The organism is Arenimonas sp. MALMAid1274 (assembly GCF_049195245.1).
Lineage (GTDB): Bacteria > Pseudomonadota > Gammaproteobacteria > Xanthomonadales > Xanthomonadaceae > Arenimonas.
The window spans coordinates 602,368-616,658 of the sequence record NZ_JBMIRR010000027.1 but is presented as its reverse complement, the minus strand read 5'-3'; the positions used below and the strand labels follow the sequence as shown (position 1 = coordinate 616,658).

Below are 14,291 nucleotides of genomic sequence, written 5' to 3'. Positions count from 1 at the left end.
CTTAGCACTCACCTGCGTAATACCAGTCCTGCTGGCCCGAATTGCTGCGCCAGATGGATTCGGATTTCTTGCGCAGGCACTCGCTGCGCGCGTTCGGATCCGCGGCCTCGCGGCGGTAGACGTTCCAGAGGCGCTGCTGGTTGGCGGACTCGGCGGCGCGGTTGTTGGCTTCCTGGAAGCGGTAGGCCTCGCCGCGCAGCGCGTTGCAGCGGCTGCCGCCGTACTGGCAGTACACGGCCACGTCGTAGTGGAAGGCGGCATTGGAGCTCCGGTCGGGGCCTTGGCTTTCGATGCGGCTGATGAAGGCCTGCTGCGCGGGGGGCGGCTGCAGCAGGCCCTTCTGCTTGAGCCACATCTCAGCGATGGAATTGCCGCGGGCGTGGGCGGCCTGGTACCAGAACACCGCCAGGTTCATGTCGGGGGTCCGGTGGTTGGCGGGGTCGTACATCATGCCCAGCAAGGCCATGGCCTCGGTGTCGTTCTGGTTGGACGCGCGTTCGAGCCAGTAGCGGGCGCCGGCGTAGTCCTGCGGGCCGCCGCCGCCATCCATCATCAGCTTGGCCACGGTGCGCTGGCTGTACTTGTCGCCCTCTTCGGCCAGCGCCAGGAACAGCGCGCGGGCGCGTCGCGAATCCATGGCCACGCCGTCGCCCTGGGCGTAGGCCGCGGCGACGTTGATGCGGGCCTGCGTGTGGCCCAGCGCGGCGGCCTGGCTGAAGCCCGCGAAGGCTTTGGCCTTGTCGGTGAAGAAGAACTTGTTGGCGGCGTCGAATTCGGCCTGGCCGGGTTCGGGCTGGGATGCGGTGCGGGCCGGTGCGGCGGCAGCGGCGGTAGCGGCCTGGGCCTGGGCCGCGTCGGCGGCTTCCGCGGCGACCACCAGGGCCAGCACGGTCTGGGCATTCTTGCCATTGCCGGCGATGGCGTCGTTGATGAAGTAGCGCGCCCGCGCGACGTCGCGCGGTGTTCCCAGGCCCTGCACCAGCACTCGCGCGTACGACACCTGGGTGCCGGCATGTCGCCGCAGCGCGCCCTGTTCGTACCACTGGGCGGCTTTGCCCAGGTCCACGGGCACGCCATTGCCGTTTTCGTACATCCAGCCGATGTGGCCGGCGGCGCGGTGGTCGCCTGCCTCATGGGCCATCAACAGCAGTTCGAGGCCACGCTTGTAGTCGGCATTGGCGCCATGTTTGGGTCCGGCCAGCTCGAAGCCCAGGCCATACATGGCGCGGGGATTGCCGAGGGCGATGGCCTTTTCGCTCCATGCCCGGCTCTTGCCGAAGTCGGGGGGCGTGCCCTTGCCCTCCAGGTGCATCCAGGCCAGCCATTCCATGGCCTGGGTGTTGCCCTGGGCGGCGGCCTGTTCGAACAGCGGCCAGGATCCGGCGATGTCGCCGGCGTTGAAGCGGGCCTCGGCCTGGGTCTGCAGTTCCGGGGCAGGTTCGACCCGGTCGAACTTGGCCGTGGCGATCGTGGACAGGCAAAGCAGCCAGCAAAACAACGCGCAACCAATCCCTCGCATGCGTCCCCCTCAGGATACCCGGCCCCCTGCCGGCATGCCCCCGCAAAATCGCAGACCTCGCCGCCCGCGGCAAGCGCGCTGTCTCAACCTGAAAGAAAACATACCAGGTATGTTTTCGTGTCTCAGCGTGGATGAAAACATACCTGGTATGTTTTCTTGGTCAGCTGCCGAGGGCTTCCTGGAGGGGCTGGAGTTGGGATTCGTAGCGGCGCCATTGGCCGAGGAAGCGGGTGTGGATGGGTTCGCGGACCTGGGCGGAGCTGGCGGTGGCCACGGTGCCGCCGCGGGATTCGGGTTCCAGCACGTCGGGGGTCCAGGCCAGGTTGCAGTGCTTGAGCACGGCGCGGGCGGTGGTCTCTGGCTCGGTGACCAGGGCGTCGTAGTGCACGTCCAGGATGCGGCCGGGGAACTGTTTGTGCCAGTGCGCCATCAGCGCCTGGTAGCGGCGGAAGTGCACCGCCATCTCGCGCTGGTCGTAGCTGTGCGGGTAGGCGTCCGCGAACAGCTCCTTGAGGTTGGAGAAGCACACGTCCATCGGCTCGCGCACCATGTGCAGGAAGCGCGCCTGCGGCAGCGCATTGGCGATGTAACCGATGTTGAGGAAGTTGGTGGGCAGTTTGTCGGTGTAGTACGCATGGCCGTTGGCGTGCCACTGCGTGTGCGCCAGGTAGCGGTCGCCCAGCCGCGACAGGTCGGCCCAGCGCGCCGCGCGCGCCAGGTCCACGTCCAGGTGCGGCCCGCCCATCTTGTTGCAGCACCAGCGCAGCTGCACGGTGAAATCGCGCAGCTCGCCGGCGTCGGCCACCTGGCCGTGCGCGCCCAGGATGCGTTCCAGCAGCGTCGTGCCCGAACGCGGCATGCCCACGATGAACAGCGGCTGCGGCATGCCGTCCACGTCCGGGCCCGGCGCGGGCTTCACGTGCATCAGCTCGTCGAACAGCGCCTGCTCGGCCACCGAGTCGTACTTCACCTGTCGGCGGCGCAGGCGCATGCCGGTTTCCAGCGCGGCCCAGGCGCCTTCCACATTGCCCAGGTCGTCCATTTCCTTGAACAGCGCGTAGTGCAGCAGCGGCGCGTCCGGGTGGTTCTCGCCCAGACGGCTGGCCGCGGCGCGCAGGCGCACCAGGTGGTTCTTGCCGGGCGTGGCGCGGCGCAGCTTGGCCAGCGCGCGGTGCGCGGGCGCGTGGTCGGGCGCGGCGCGCAGGCAGGCTTCCAGCTCGCGCTCGGCCACATCCAGGTTGCCGGCGTAGCTTTCGTCGTTGCCGATCAGATAGTTCAGCTCCGGCGTTTCCAGCCCGAAGCGGCGTGCGCGCCGCAGCAGCGGCAGCGCGTAATCCGACAGCCCCTGCTCGGCCATCATCGTGCCCAGGCCCAGCAGCACGGCCGGGTCGGTGCATTCCTGCACCGACGGGTCCATCACGCAGCCGATCGCGGCCTGCAGCTCGCCCACGTTCAGCAGCAGGCGGCACAGCGCCTCGAGCAGCACGGGATCGGGCTCGCGCGCCCCGTTGGCGGCCAGCGCATGCGCCACCGCGTCCTGCAGCTGCCCGCTGTCGAGCGCGATCGCGCCCAGGCGCAGGCTGGCCGGCAGCACCCAGTCCGGGTCGGACAGCAGCACGTGGTACTCGCGCTTGGCGGCCTCGAGGTCGAAGGACGCGCGGTACTGTTCGGCCGCCTTCCAGTGCTGGATCTGCACGGTGGACATCAGCCGCCCAGGGCTTCGCAGAAGGCCTTGGCATAGGCGCTGCGGCGGATGTCGGCGGCCTGCCGGCCGGGCTCGGACACCAGGTTGAGGCTGGCCATGCGCAGGCGGTCGATCTCGGCGCCGCGGCGGAAGGCCACCTCGCGCTGCAGCCGCGCGCGGCGGTGGTCGTCCAGGCCCGATTCGACGCTGAGCCGGTTGTCGGCCAGCGCGCGCCAGGGCACGAAGATGGCGTGCAGCTCGCCGTCGGCCACCGCGAAGAAGCCGGCACCGAACAGGTCGGCACTGGCGGTGTGCGCATGCAGGGTCCACTCGCCGCCATCGCGGTAGCGCAGCGTCGAACGCACCGACTGCGGCGGCGCCACCGCGCGGCCTTCGGTATCGGCGCTGAGCAGGATGCCGCGCAGGTCGCCGATGGGATTGGAATGCATGATCTCGCCCGAGCGCAGCAGCACGTTGCCGCCCTCCCAGTCCAGGCCGGTGAGGTGGCCGAACAGCAGCTCGCCGCTGTCGAGCAGCAGGATCACCTTCTGCAGGTCGGGATTCACCTCGCCCATCCAGCGCGGCGGCTGCGGCAGGCCGTAAAGCACGCCCGCGCCGTAGCCGAAGCTGCCCGGTAGATCATCGATGCGCTGCAGGTCACCCATGCCGTGATCCTAAAGGAAATGAGGTCAAGGAATCATCGACATCGGCGCCTGAACCTTCGGCTATAGTCGCGCAAGGGGGGTGTGCATGCGGTATGGCCGGGGGATTGCGTTTGCGTTTTGCCTGATCGCCCTGGGCCTGGGCGCGGGGCCGGTGGCGCATGCCTCGCGCATTGACGTGGACCAGATCGGCCACCTGCCCGCCAACCTCTTCGACGAAGGCAATGGCCTGCCCGACCCCACGGTGACCACCGTGGCCCCCGCGCCCGACGGCCACGTGTGGGTGGGCACGATGCGCGGCTTGGCGCGCTTCAACGGCGTGCGCATGCTGCCCATTGCGGGGCCGGATGGAAAACTCGGCGGCACCGTGCGCGACGTGGTGGTGACGCCCGATGGCCGGGTGTGGGTGTCGATCACCGGCACGGGCGTGTTCGTGCTTGAAGGCGGCGTCTGGCGCGAGATCGGCGATGGCCTGGGCGCGACCCACGCCCTTCGGCTGCGCCGCTTCGTCGACGCCGGCGGCTACCGCCTGTTCGCCACCACGGTCGGCGGCGTGCACGAGTGGGTGGAGGGCCGCTGGGTGGCGCGTCCCCTGCCCGCCCTGCTCGCCGGCGTCGAGATTTTCGACGTGGCGCTGGAACCCGGGCGCAACGAAGCGCTGTGGGTGGCCAGCTTCGGACAGGGCTTGTACCGCTGCCCGCGCGAGGGCGACTGCGAGCCGGTGGTGCCCGACGTGGACGGCCCGCGTTTCTTCGAGGTCTCCAGCGTGGCCACCTGGGCCGAGGCCGAACAGGGCCACAGCGTCTGGATCGGCAGCTACGGGGGCGGCGTGGCGCGCCTGAAGGACGGGCGCTGGCAGCGCTTCCACCAGGACAACGGCGCGCTGGCCAGCAACTACGTGCACGCGCTGGCGCTGCAGGACATCGGCCAGCCGCAGCCGCAGGTGTGGGTGGGCCTGCGCGAGGGCGCGGCGCGGCTGCGCGGCAGCCGTTGGGAATCGCTGGAGTATCTGTCGCGCCTGGCCGGCACGCGCACCCGCGCTCTGGCCCTGGGCAGCGATGCGCAGGGCCGGCCGCAGATGTGGCTGGGCACCGACTCCGGCGCCGCGCGCCTGCGACTGGAGGGCAACTGGCGCACCGTGAGCCAGCTGGGCCGGCGCGGCAACGGCGTCTGGGCCACGCTGTTCGAAACCGGCGTGGACGGCAGCGAACGCCTGTGGCTGGGCAGCGACGGCGAAGGCCTGGCGCGATTCGACGGTGACGGCTGGCGCTACTGGACCCAGGCCGACGGCCTGCCCAGCCCGACCGTTCGCAGCCTGGCCCGCGTGCCCGACGGCAGCGCCGAGGGCCAGCTGTGGGCCGGCACCTGGAACGGCCACATCGTGCGGATGGTCGGTGAGCGCCTGCAGGAACTGCCCACGCCCTGGCGCAAGTTCGAGCGCGAGGCGGTGGCCAGCCTCCTCCCGGTCGGCCGCAACGAGGTCTGGGTGGGCCTGCGCCAGGGCGGCGTGGCGCATTACGTGGACGGACGCTGGCGTCACTTCGATCCCGCGGACCCGGCCAATCCCATGCGCGTGGTGTCGCTGCTGCAGACCGGCAGCGGCGCCGACACGGTGCTGTGGGCCAGCACCATCGGTCGCGGCCTGGCCGCGCTGCGCGACGGCCGCTGGCATTTCTACGGCCGTGAACAGGGGCTGCCCGACGACAGCTTTTTCGACATCACGCCGCTGGTGGATGCGGGCGGGCGCCAGGTGCTGTGGCTGGGCTCGCAGTCCAACGGCATCGTGCGCGTGGACATCACCAACCCGCAGCGGCCGCGCCTGGTGACCGAGCCGGTGCTGCCCGAGCCGCCCCACCCCTACACCTACGGCATCGTGCGCGATGGCGCCGGCGACCTGATCCTTTGCACCGACTACGGCGCCGCGCGCTGGCGGCCGCTGCCCGACGGGCGCTTCGACGTGCTGCGTTTCCAGCGCAGCGACGGCCTGCCGCACGACGAGTGCAATGCCGGCGCGCTGGAGGTGGATGCGCAGGGCCGGGTCTGGGCCGGCACCATCGGCGGGGCCGCGGTCTACCTGCCGCGCACGCCCACGCGCAGTCCCGTGCCGCCGCCGCTGCAGCTCGAGCGCGTGACGGTGGACGAGCAGGACTGGGGTGAAGACTTCGCCGGCCAACCGGTGGTGCTGCCGGTGGGCACGCGCAGCCTGCTGGTGGAATTCGCGCTGCTCAGCGGCCAGCGCGAAGGCCTCAATCGCTACCGCAGCTGGCTCGAAGGCCTGGAACCCGCGCCCGGCGAATGGAACGACACGCCGATGCGCCAGTACACCGGCCTGCCGCCGGGCGACTACCGCCTGACCATCGAGGCCCGCGACTACAGCGGCACCGAAGCCCCGCCGCTGGTGCTGGCCTTCCGCATCCCGCTGCCGGCCTGGCGCAGCGGACCGGCGCTGGCGATCTACGCGGTAATGCTGCTGCTGGCGCTGTGGGGCCTGATCCGCCTGCGCGAGCGGCACCTGCACGCGCGCGAGACCGAGCTGGTGGACCTGGTGCGGCAACGCACCGATGAGCTGGAAAGCCGCGGCATCGAGCTGCGCCGCGCCAACGAGGAGCTGACGCGGCTGTCCTACTTCGATGCGCTGACCGAGCTGGCCAATCGGCGCCGGCTGCTGGAGCGCCTGCAGGCGGAGTGGACCATCGGGCTGGCGCGCGGCACGCCGGTGGCCTTCGCGCTGTTCGACCTGGACGAGTTCAAGGCCTACAACGACCACAAGGGACACCTTGCCGGTGACGAGGCGCTTCGCGTGGTCGCGCGCCGGGTCGAGGCCGAGCTGCGCAAGCCGCACGACACCGCGGGGCGCTACGGCGGGGAGGAGTTCGGCATGGTCCTGCCCGGACTGGACCTGGCCGATGCGATGGCCGTGGCCGAGCGCGTGCGGCAGGCGGTGCTGCATACCGACCTGCCGCATCCGGGCTCAAGGCTGGGCACCGTGACGGTCAGCATCGGCGTGGCGGCGATCGTGCCGCGCGCGGGGCTGTCGCCCGACCTGCTGGTGGCCGCGGCGGATGCGGCGCTGTATCGCGCCAAGCAGTCGGGAAAGAACCGGGTGGAAGCGGCCGAAACGCTGGAGTGATCAGGCCTTGCGGCCGGGCGGCGGCGTCGGTGGCTCGGGCAGCGCGTCCAGCTGCAGGCCGCGGTCCAGGCCCTCGGTGCCGCCCTGCAGGCGAACGCGCAGGGCCAGGTCGGTGCGCGAGTCGGCGTGCTCCATGATGTCGGCGTAGGACACCTTGCCTTCGGCGTGCAGCTTGAACATGGCGTCGTCGAAAGTCTGCATGCCGGCGGCGGCGCCCTGGCGCATGGCCTCCTTCAGGCCGGTCACTTCGCCCTTCTCGATCAGGCCGCGCACGTAGGGCGTGGAAGTGAGCACTTCCACCGCCGGCACGCGACCGCCCTGCACCGCCGGCAGCAGCCGCTGGCTGACCACCGCGCGCAGGTTCTGGGCCAGGTCCGACAGCAGCTGGGCGCGGGCGGACTCGGGGAAGAAGTTCACGATGCGGTCCAGGGTCTGGTTGGCGTTGTTGGCATGCAGGGTGGACAGGCACAGGTGGCCGGTTTCGGCGTAGGCCATCGCGGCCTGCATGGTTTCGCGGTCGCGGATCTCGCCGATCATGATCACGTCGGGGGCTTCGCGCATGGCGTTTTTCAATGCGTTGGCGTAGCTCTTGGTGTCCAGGCCAACCTCGCGCTGGTCGACCACGCTCAGGCGGTGCTGGTGCACGTATTCGATCGGTTCCTCGATGGTGAGGATGTGGTCGGTGCGGCTGCGGTTGCGGTGGTCGATCATCGCGGCCAGGGTGGTGGACTTGCCGGCGCCGGTGGCGCCGACCACCAGCACCAGGCCGCGCGGCAGCATCACCAGCTCGCGCAGAACCGGCGGCAGGCCCAGGTCGTCCAGGCGCGGGATATCGGCGGTGATGTAGCGCACCACCATCGCCACTTCGCCGCGCTGGCGGTAGATGTTGAGGCGGAAGCGGCCGATGCCGGGGCGGCTCAGGCCCAGGTTCATCTCCCACTCGGCCTCGAACTCGGCGCGTTCGCGCTCGTTCATCGCGGCGTGCGCCATCGCGGCCACGTGCTCGGCCGTCAGCAGCTGCTCGCTGAGCCGGCGGATGCGCCCGGCCACCTTCATGCACGCCGGCGCGCCCACGCTGAGGAAGAGGTCCGAAGCCTCCTCATCCACCATCACCCGCAAATAAGCATCCAGCCCCGGCCCCATCCCCACCTCCAAAGAAAACATACCAGGTAGCGTACCCGGTATGTTTTCAGGTTTTCACGCCACCGATCGGATGGTACGGCGGCGGGTCATTCGGTGACGATTTCGCGGTGCATGGGGGCCAGCTTGGCGAGCAGCTTGTTCTGGGCGCGGAACGGGATGTCGTGCTCGTTCATGGCCACCTGCAGCACTTCGATGAGGGCGTTGAGGTGGCTGCGGTCGATGCCCAGGCCGGCGTGCGAGCTGCGCATGTCGCGGCCGGTGTAGGTGCAGTCGCCGCCCAGGATGACGCAGAACTGTTCGACCAGCTGGCGCTTCACCCGCACCTGGTCGGAGTTGGCGAAGAAGCTGGCGGTGCGCTCGTCGGCCAGCAGGCCGGTCATGAAGGTCTCCATCAGCGCGGTCAGCCCGGCCTCGCCGCCGAACTGGTCCAGCACCGGCCGCAGCTCGGGATGCGCCGGCGCCGGGTTCGGCGCGGTCGGATCGCTGGCCATCGGCTCGGCCGCCACGTTGCCGCCCTCCTCCGCATCCAGCCGCGCTTCCTCGGCCGCAATCGCGGCTTCCTCGGCGTCCAGACGCGCCTCCTCGTCCAGCATCGCCTGCTCGTCGGCCGGCACCGCATCCTGCGCATATACCGCCGGCGCGAACGCCAGCACCAGGGCCAGGCCCAGGGGTTTGATCAAGTTCATCGTGAATTCTCCAGGGGACTCAGAAGCCGACCTGCAAAGACGCATACACGCCCCGCTGGTCGTCGCGGATGACGATGTTGCCCAGGTCCACATAGGCCACGGTGAGCGACACGTTCTTGGCCGGCGCCCAGGCCACGAACACGTCCCAGGCATCGTCCTCGTCGGCGATGCCCAGGTTGTCGGGCTTGGTGCGGTACTCGGCGCCGATGGCCAGGTTGCGGTTGACCAGGTAGGCCGCCGAGCCTTCGAACTGTGCCCGGTAGCTGTCGTTGCGGTCACCGCCGAAGCCCAGGATGCCGAACTGGTTGGCCTTGGTGAAGCGCACCGTGCCGTTGAGCAGCAGGCTCTGCGCCAGGTAAAGCTTGGTCGCGCTGACGTAGTAGTCCACGCCGCTGTCGTCGCGCGCACCGACGAAGGCCAGCACGGCCGCCTGGTCGTTCTTCTTGAACTGCGCGCCGACCGCGATCTGCGGCAGCCAGCTGTCCTGCTCCAGCACCGCGTCGCCGGCCACCTTCACCTTCACGCCGATCGTGTCCTGGGTGAAGGTGAAGCCGTTGCCCAGTCCCAGTGCCCCGCCCACCGCCTCGGTGTCGAACTTCTGGCGCGAGAAGCTCAGCTCGACGCGGTCGTATAGGCCCACCAGCACGCCGTAGCTGTCGAGGTGGTAATCGTCCAGGTTCACCTTGGTGTAGTAGGCATTGGCGCCGATCTGGTCGCGCGTGCCGTAGCCGCCGATCACGGCCCAGGGCGTGAGGCCACCGCCCGCCGCGCCCTCGACCTGGCTGACGCCGCCGGTGAGCAGCAGCTTGCCGCGGGTCTGGAAGCCGTCGTCGTCTTCGGCGTCCTGGGCCCGGGCGGCGCCGCTGGCCGCGGCCAGCACCAGGGCGGTGCAGAGAAGGGAGATGCGGTACGAACTCATGGACGATTACCTGAGGGTTGGGCCGCGGACGGCGTGGGCCGCGGCGCCGGACGGCGCATCGGCATGGGGTAGTAGGCGGTGACCTGCGATTCCAGGGTCGCGGGCACCTTCACCAAGAACCATTTGTCGGCCACACCGTCGCCGCCGGCCGAGCCGCGCCGGCGGTCCGAGACCCAGCGATACAGGGGCTGGCCCTGCCAGGCCCACATCGGCCGGCCATCGGAGCTGCGGGCCAGCGTGAAGGGGCCGACCGGCTTGGCGTCGGGCTCGGCGTAGTGCGGCGGCCACAGCGCTTCGCAGCGCGAATCGCAGGCGCTCTGCCCCGGCTTGTCGTCGGTGAAGGTGTACAGCGCACGCCCGCCGAACTCGACCAGCACGCCGTTGCGACGCCAGATCGGCACCGGACTGGCGGCCGCGATTTCGGAAGGAGACAGCCGGCGCGCGGCGGGCGCGGGCGCTGTCGTGCTGGCGGTCCCGGCACGCGCCGGCGCAACCGGGGTTGCCGCCAGCGCAAGCGGAGACGCCGCCGCCAGCAGGAGCAGTAAGGGCATTGATTTCATGGGAGCCTCGGCAAGGACGAGCAGCACGCCACCCGCGTGCAGGTTGGACTACGCGGGCTCGAGGGCGCCCGGATGCAGCAATCGATCAGGACCCCGACTGGGCCAGCTTGCGCAGCTTCTCCGGGTCGGGGATCAGCTCGCTGCGGATCATCAGCAGCGCGCCGCGCGGGGCCAGGAAGGGCTTGTGCCGCTCGCCCGGGGGCGCCAGCAGGAAGTCGCCGGGGAAATATTCGATCTCGTCGTGGATGACCGAACCCTCCAGCACCAGGCACTCTTCCTCACGCGTGTGCGGATGCGGCGGCACCGACGCGCCGGGCTCGATCCGCCACAGGCTGGTCTGGGTACCGTCCGCCTCGTCACGCCGCAGGGTCTTGATGCGGATGCCGGGCACGAAGGGCTTCCATTCGCCCTCGTCGGCGCGGATCACGCGGGTGCGCACGCGGCGGGCCTCCGCCAGCACGCGTTCGCGCAGGGCCGCGGCCTGGTCGGGCGGCGGCAGCTGCGGCGGCACCAGGCCCAGCACGGCCGCCAGCAGCTCGTCGTTCTCGGGAATGAAGGCGCTCATGGCGACTCCGTCCCGGCCGGCAGGGCGCTGCGCAGGGCGGCCAGGCCGCGGCGGGCATGCGACTTCACGGTGCCCAGCGGCAGACCGGTGCGCTGCGCGATCTCGGGCTGCGACAGGTCCTCCCGATAGGCGAGCTCAAGCACCGTGCGCTGGATGGGCGTGAGCGCGCCATACGCGCGCTCCAGGGCCTGCACCTGGCTGAGCCGGTCGATGATCAGGTCCGCGGGATCGTCTTCACCCGGCGTATACGCGGCTTCCTGGCCTTCCGGATGCAGCGGCGATTCCAGGCGCTGCCGGCGCTGGCGCCGCAGGCGGTCCACCGATCGACTCCAGGCCAGGGTCAGCAGCCATGCCATCACCGCGCCGCGCTCGGGGCAGTAGCTCACCGCCTTGTCCCAGACCTGCAGGAACACGTCGCCCACCACTTCCTCGGCGTCCTGTGGCTGGCGCAGTACCCGCAGCGCGACCGCGTAGACGCGGCCCAGCGCGAGGTCGTACAGCGTACCCAGCGCCTCGGCGTCGCCGAAGCGGATGCGGCCGATCAGCGCGACCAGGGCCGCTTCATCGGGCGCCTCGACGGGGGCGCGGCTCAGTTCGGGCGAGGCGATGGACAGGACGGAGCGCCGGCGTCAGGGATGCGTGATTAGCCGATACCGGCGCGGGAGACGGCGTGAAGGCCGCACCAAAAAAGAGGGCGACCGCGTGGCGGTCGCCCCAAGAAACCCTGCTCTAGGGTTGGAGGCTGGCGGCTTTCCGGGGAGAGACAAAACCACCAAGCCTTCAAAGGAACGCAGCACGGCTCCGGGGCCGGACAGGGCCCTACCGCGGCGTATGTCCCGGGGCCCGGTCGCCTTTAGAGCGATTGCTTTACACTACGGCGCGCCTATCGGCCGGAACACCCGTTCTGTCCCGGGACAGCCCATTTAAATTCAATTACTTGCGGACACTTCCTGAAGTAACGGTGCACGCCTGCAGTCGCGCAGGCCGGCGCTGTCCGCCGTACCGGAGCCTTCCATGATCTTCGAAACCATCTCCACCTCGGGCCATGAGGAAGTGGTGTTCTGCCACAACAAGGACGCGGGCCTGAAGGCCATCATCGCGATCCACAACACCGTGCTCGGCCCCGCGCTGGGCGGCACCCGCATGTGGCCCTATGCCAGCGAGGCCGAAGCGCTGAACGACGTGCTGCGCCTGAGCCGCGGCATGACCTACAAGGCGGCGGTGTCGGGCCTGAACCTGGGCGGTGGCAAGGCGGTGATCTGGGGCGACCCGAACAAGGACAAGTCCGAGGCGCTGTTCCGCGCCTTCGGCCGCTTCGTCAACTCGCTGGGCGGCCGCTACATCACGGCCGAGGACGTGGGCATCGACGTCAACGACATGGAATACGTGCTGCGCGAGACGGAGTTCGTCACCGGCGTGCACCAGGTGCACGGCGGCTCGGGCGATCCGTCGCCGTTCACCGCCTACGGCACGCTGCAGGGCCTGATGGCCGCGCTGCAGGTCAAGTTCGGCAACGAGGACGTGGGCAACTACTCCTACGCCGTGCAGGGCGTGGGCCACGTGGGCATGGAGTTCGTGAAGCTGCTGCGCGAGCGCGGCGCCAAGGTGTTCGTCACCGACATCAACAAGGATTCGGTGCAGCGCGCCGTGGACGAGTTCGGCTGCGAAGCCGTGGCCCTGGACGACATCTACGACGTGGACGCCGACGTCTATTCGCCGACCGCGCTGGGCGGCACGGTGAACGAGAAGACGCTGCCGCGCCTGAAGTGCAAGGTCATCTGTGGCGCCGCCAACAACCAGCTGGCCAACGACCAGATGGGCCTGGAAGTGGCCGCCAAGGGCATCCTGTACGCGCCCGACTACGCGGTGAACGCGGGTGGCCTGATGAACGTGTCGCTGGAGATCGACGGCTACAACCGCGAGCGCGCGATGCGCATGATGCGCACCATCTACTACAACCTGGGCCGCATCTTCGAGATCGCCAAGCGCGACGGCATCCCGACCAACCAGGCCGCCGACCGCATGGCCGAAGAGCGCATCACCGCCATCGGCAAGCTGCGCCTGCCGCACCTGGGCGCCCCCGCCCCCCGCTTCCAGGGCCGCCGCGGCAACTGACCCACTCCGGCAAGTCCGGGGTCAGAGTGCGTTTATCTTCACGCCCTGCCCCGGACACTTGGCTGCCGTCCGCCCACCGACTCCCTGGAGCAGTGGGCGCGAATATAAATGCACTCTGACCCCGGATTGGATTCCCATGCGCACTTTTCCCCTTGGTGAAGATCTTGATGCCCTTCGGGACGCCGTGCGGCGGTTCGCCGAGACCGAGATCGCGCCGCGGGCTGCGCAAATCGATCATGACAACCTGTTCCCGGCCGACCTGTGGACCAAGCTGGGCGAACTGGGCCTGCTGGGCATCACCGTGCCCGGCGAATTCGGCGGCAGCGAGATGGGCTACCTGGCCCATCTGGTGGCGATGGAGGAAATCTCCCGCGCGTCCGGATCGGTCGGCCTGAGCTACGGCGCGCATAGCAACCTGTGCGTGGCCAACCTCTACGCCAACGGCACCGACGCGCAGCGGCAGCACTACCTGCCCAGGTTGTGCAGCGGCGAGTGGAAGGGCGCCCTGGCGATGAGCGAACCGGGCGCCGGCTCGGACGTGGTGGGCTCGATGAGCTGCCGCGCGGAACTGCGCGGCGACACCTGGATCGCCAACGGCAACAAGATGTGGATCACCAACGGCCCCGAGGCCGACGTGCTGATCGTCTACATGCGCACCGCCGGCAAGGACGCCGGCAGCCGCTGCATGACCGCCTTCCTGGTCGAGAAGGGCATGAAGGGCTTCAGCACCGCCCAGAAGCTCGACAAGCTCGGCATGCGCGGCTCCAACACCTGCGAGCTGGTGTTCGAGAACTGCGAGATCCCCGCCGCCAACGTGCTGGGCCAGGTACACCAGGGCGTCAAGGTGCTGATGAGCGGGCTGAACACCGAGCGCCTGGTGCTCACCGGCGGCCCGATCGGCCTGATGCAGGCCGCACTCGACATTGCCCTGCCCTACGTGCGCGAGCGCCGGCAGTTCGACCAGGCCATCGGCACCTTCGGCCTGATGCAGGGCAAGATCGCCGACATGTACACGGCGCTGCAGTCCAGCCGCGCCTTCGCCTACCAGGTGGCGCGCGACTTCGACGCCGGCCACGCCAGCCGCGTGGATTCCGCCAGCTGCCTGCTGCACGCCAGCGAGTGCGCCGTGCAGGTCGCGCTGGAAGGCATCCAGGCCCTGGGCGGCAATGGCTACATCAACGAGTACGCGACCGGACGCATCCTGCGCGACGCCAAGCTGTACGCGATCGGCGCGGGCACGAATGAAATCCGCCGCATGCTGATCGGGCGCGAGCTGTTCGAGGAACGCGGCTGAAGGCAGGGCGATTC

Annotated in this window: 12 protein-coding genes; 3 read left to right on the top strand and 9 right to left on the bottom strand. The window is 69.7% G+C overall.

The annotated features are described in order from the left end of the window. Position 1: 1 nt before the first annotated feature. From ACOQFR_RS11415 to ACOQFR_RS11405, 3 genes are all read right to left on the bottom strand, one after another. Positions 2-1,498 (bottom strand): SEL1-like repeat protein, encoded by a 1,497-nt coding sequence (locus ACOQFR_RS11415; protein WP_421381962.1) that lies wholly within the window; start codon positions 1,496-1,498, stop codon positions 2-4. A gap of 181 nt (positions 1,499-1,679) precedes the next feature. Next, positions 1,680-3,224 (bottom strand): tetratricopeptide repeat-containing sulfotransferase family protein, encoded by a 1,545-nt coding sequence (locus ACOQFR_RS11410; protein WP_421381960.1) that lies wholly within the window; start codon positions 3,222-3,224, stop codon positions 1,680-1,682. Beyond that, on the bottom strand, positions 3,224-3,868 hold the full coding sequence (locus ACOQFR_RS11405) for a hypothetical protein (RefSeq protein WP_421381958.1): 645 nt from the start codon (positions 3,866-3,868) through the stop codon (positions 3,224-3,226). Before ACOQFR_RS11405 ends, ACOQFR_RS11410 begins: the two co-directional genes overlap by 1 nt. An 85-nt stretch (positions 3,869-3,953) precedes the next feature. Here ACOQFR_RS11405 and ACOQFR_RS11400 point away from each other — a divergent pair, with 85 nt between their 5' ends. Continuing rightward, positions 3,954-6,995 (top strand): diguanylate cyclase, encoded by a 3,042-nt coding sequence (locus ACOQFR_RS11400; protein ID WP_421381956.1) that lies wholly within the window; start codon positions 3,954-3,956, stop codon positions 6,993-6,995. Here ACOQFR_RS11400 and ACOQFR_RS11395 read toward each other — a convergent pair whose 3' ends face one another. From ACOQFR_RS11395 to ACOQFR_RS11370, 6 genes are all read right to left on the bottom strand, one after another. After that, positions 6,996-8,138, bottom strand: a complete 1,143-nt coding sequence (locus ACOQFR_RS11395) for a PilT/PilU family type 4a pilus ATPase (protein WP_421381954.1) — start codon at positions 8,136-8,138, stop codon at positions 6,996-6,998. Between the two features lie 86 nt (positions 8,139-8,224). Continuing rightward, positions 8,225-8,824, bottom strand: a complete 600-nt coding sequence (locus tag ACOQFR_RS11390; RefSeq protein WP_421381952.1) for a group I truncated hemoglobin — start codon at positions 8,822-8,824, stop codon at positions 8,225-8,227. 19 nt (positions 8,825-8,843) lie between these two features. Further along, entirely contained in the window at positions 8,844-9,743 is a 900-nt protein-coding gene (locus tag ACOQFR_RS11385; protein ID WP_421381950.1) for a DUF3034 family protein, read from the bottom strand. Further along, positions 9,740-10,294 carry a hypothetical protein gene (locus tag ACOQFR_RS11380; RefSeq protein ID WP_421381948.1) on the bottom strand — a complete coding sequence of 185 codons (555 nt, stop codon included), beginning with the start codon at positions 10,292-10,294 and terminating at the stop codon, positions 9,740-9,742. The genes ACOQFR_RS11385 and ACOQFR_RS11380 overlap by 4 nt, the downstream gene beginning before the upstream one ends. A 94-nt stretch (positions 10,295-10,388) precedes the next feature. Continuing rightward, positions 10,389-10,868: a cupin domain-containing protein gene (locus ACOQFR_RS11375; protein WP_421381946.1), complete on the bottom strand. Its 480-nt coding sequence runs from the start codon at positions 10,866-10,868 to the stop codon at positions 10,389-10,391. Further along, entirely contained in the window at positions 10,865-11,377 is a 513-nt protein-coding gene (locus tag ACOQFR_RS11370; protein WP_421383283.1) for a sigma-70 family RNA polymerase sigma factor, read from the bottom strand. Before ACOQFR_RS11370 ends, ACOQFR_RS11375 begins: the two co-directional genes overlap by 4 nt. A gap of 505 nt (positions 11,378-11,882) precedes the next feature. Here ACOQFR_RS11370 and ACOQFR_RS11365 point away from each other — a divergent pair. Beyond that, on the top strand, positions 11,883-12,983 hold the full coding sequence (locus tag ACOQFR_RS11365; RefSeq protein WP_421381944.1) for a Glu/Leu/Phe/Val dehydrogenase dimerization domain-containing protein: 1,101 nt from the start codon (positions 11,883-11,885) through the stop codon (positions 12,981-12,983). A 136-nt stretch (positions 12,984-13,119) separates the two neighbouring features. Continuing rightward, positions 13,120-14,277 (top strand): isovaleryl-CoA dehydrogenase, encoded by a 1,158-nt coding sequence (locus tag ACOQFR_RS11360; protein ID WP_421381942.1) that lies wholly within the window; start codon positions 13,120-13,122, stop codon positions 14,275-14,277. The last annotated feature ends 14 nt before the right edge of the window (positions 14,278-14,291 follow it).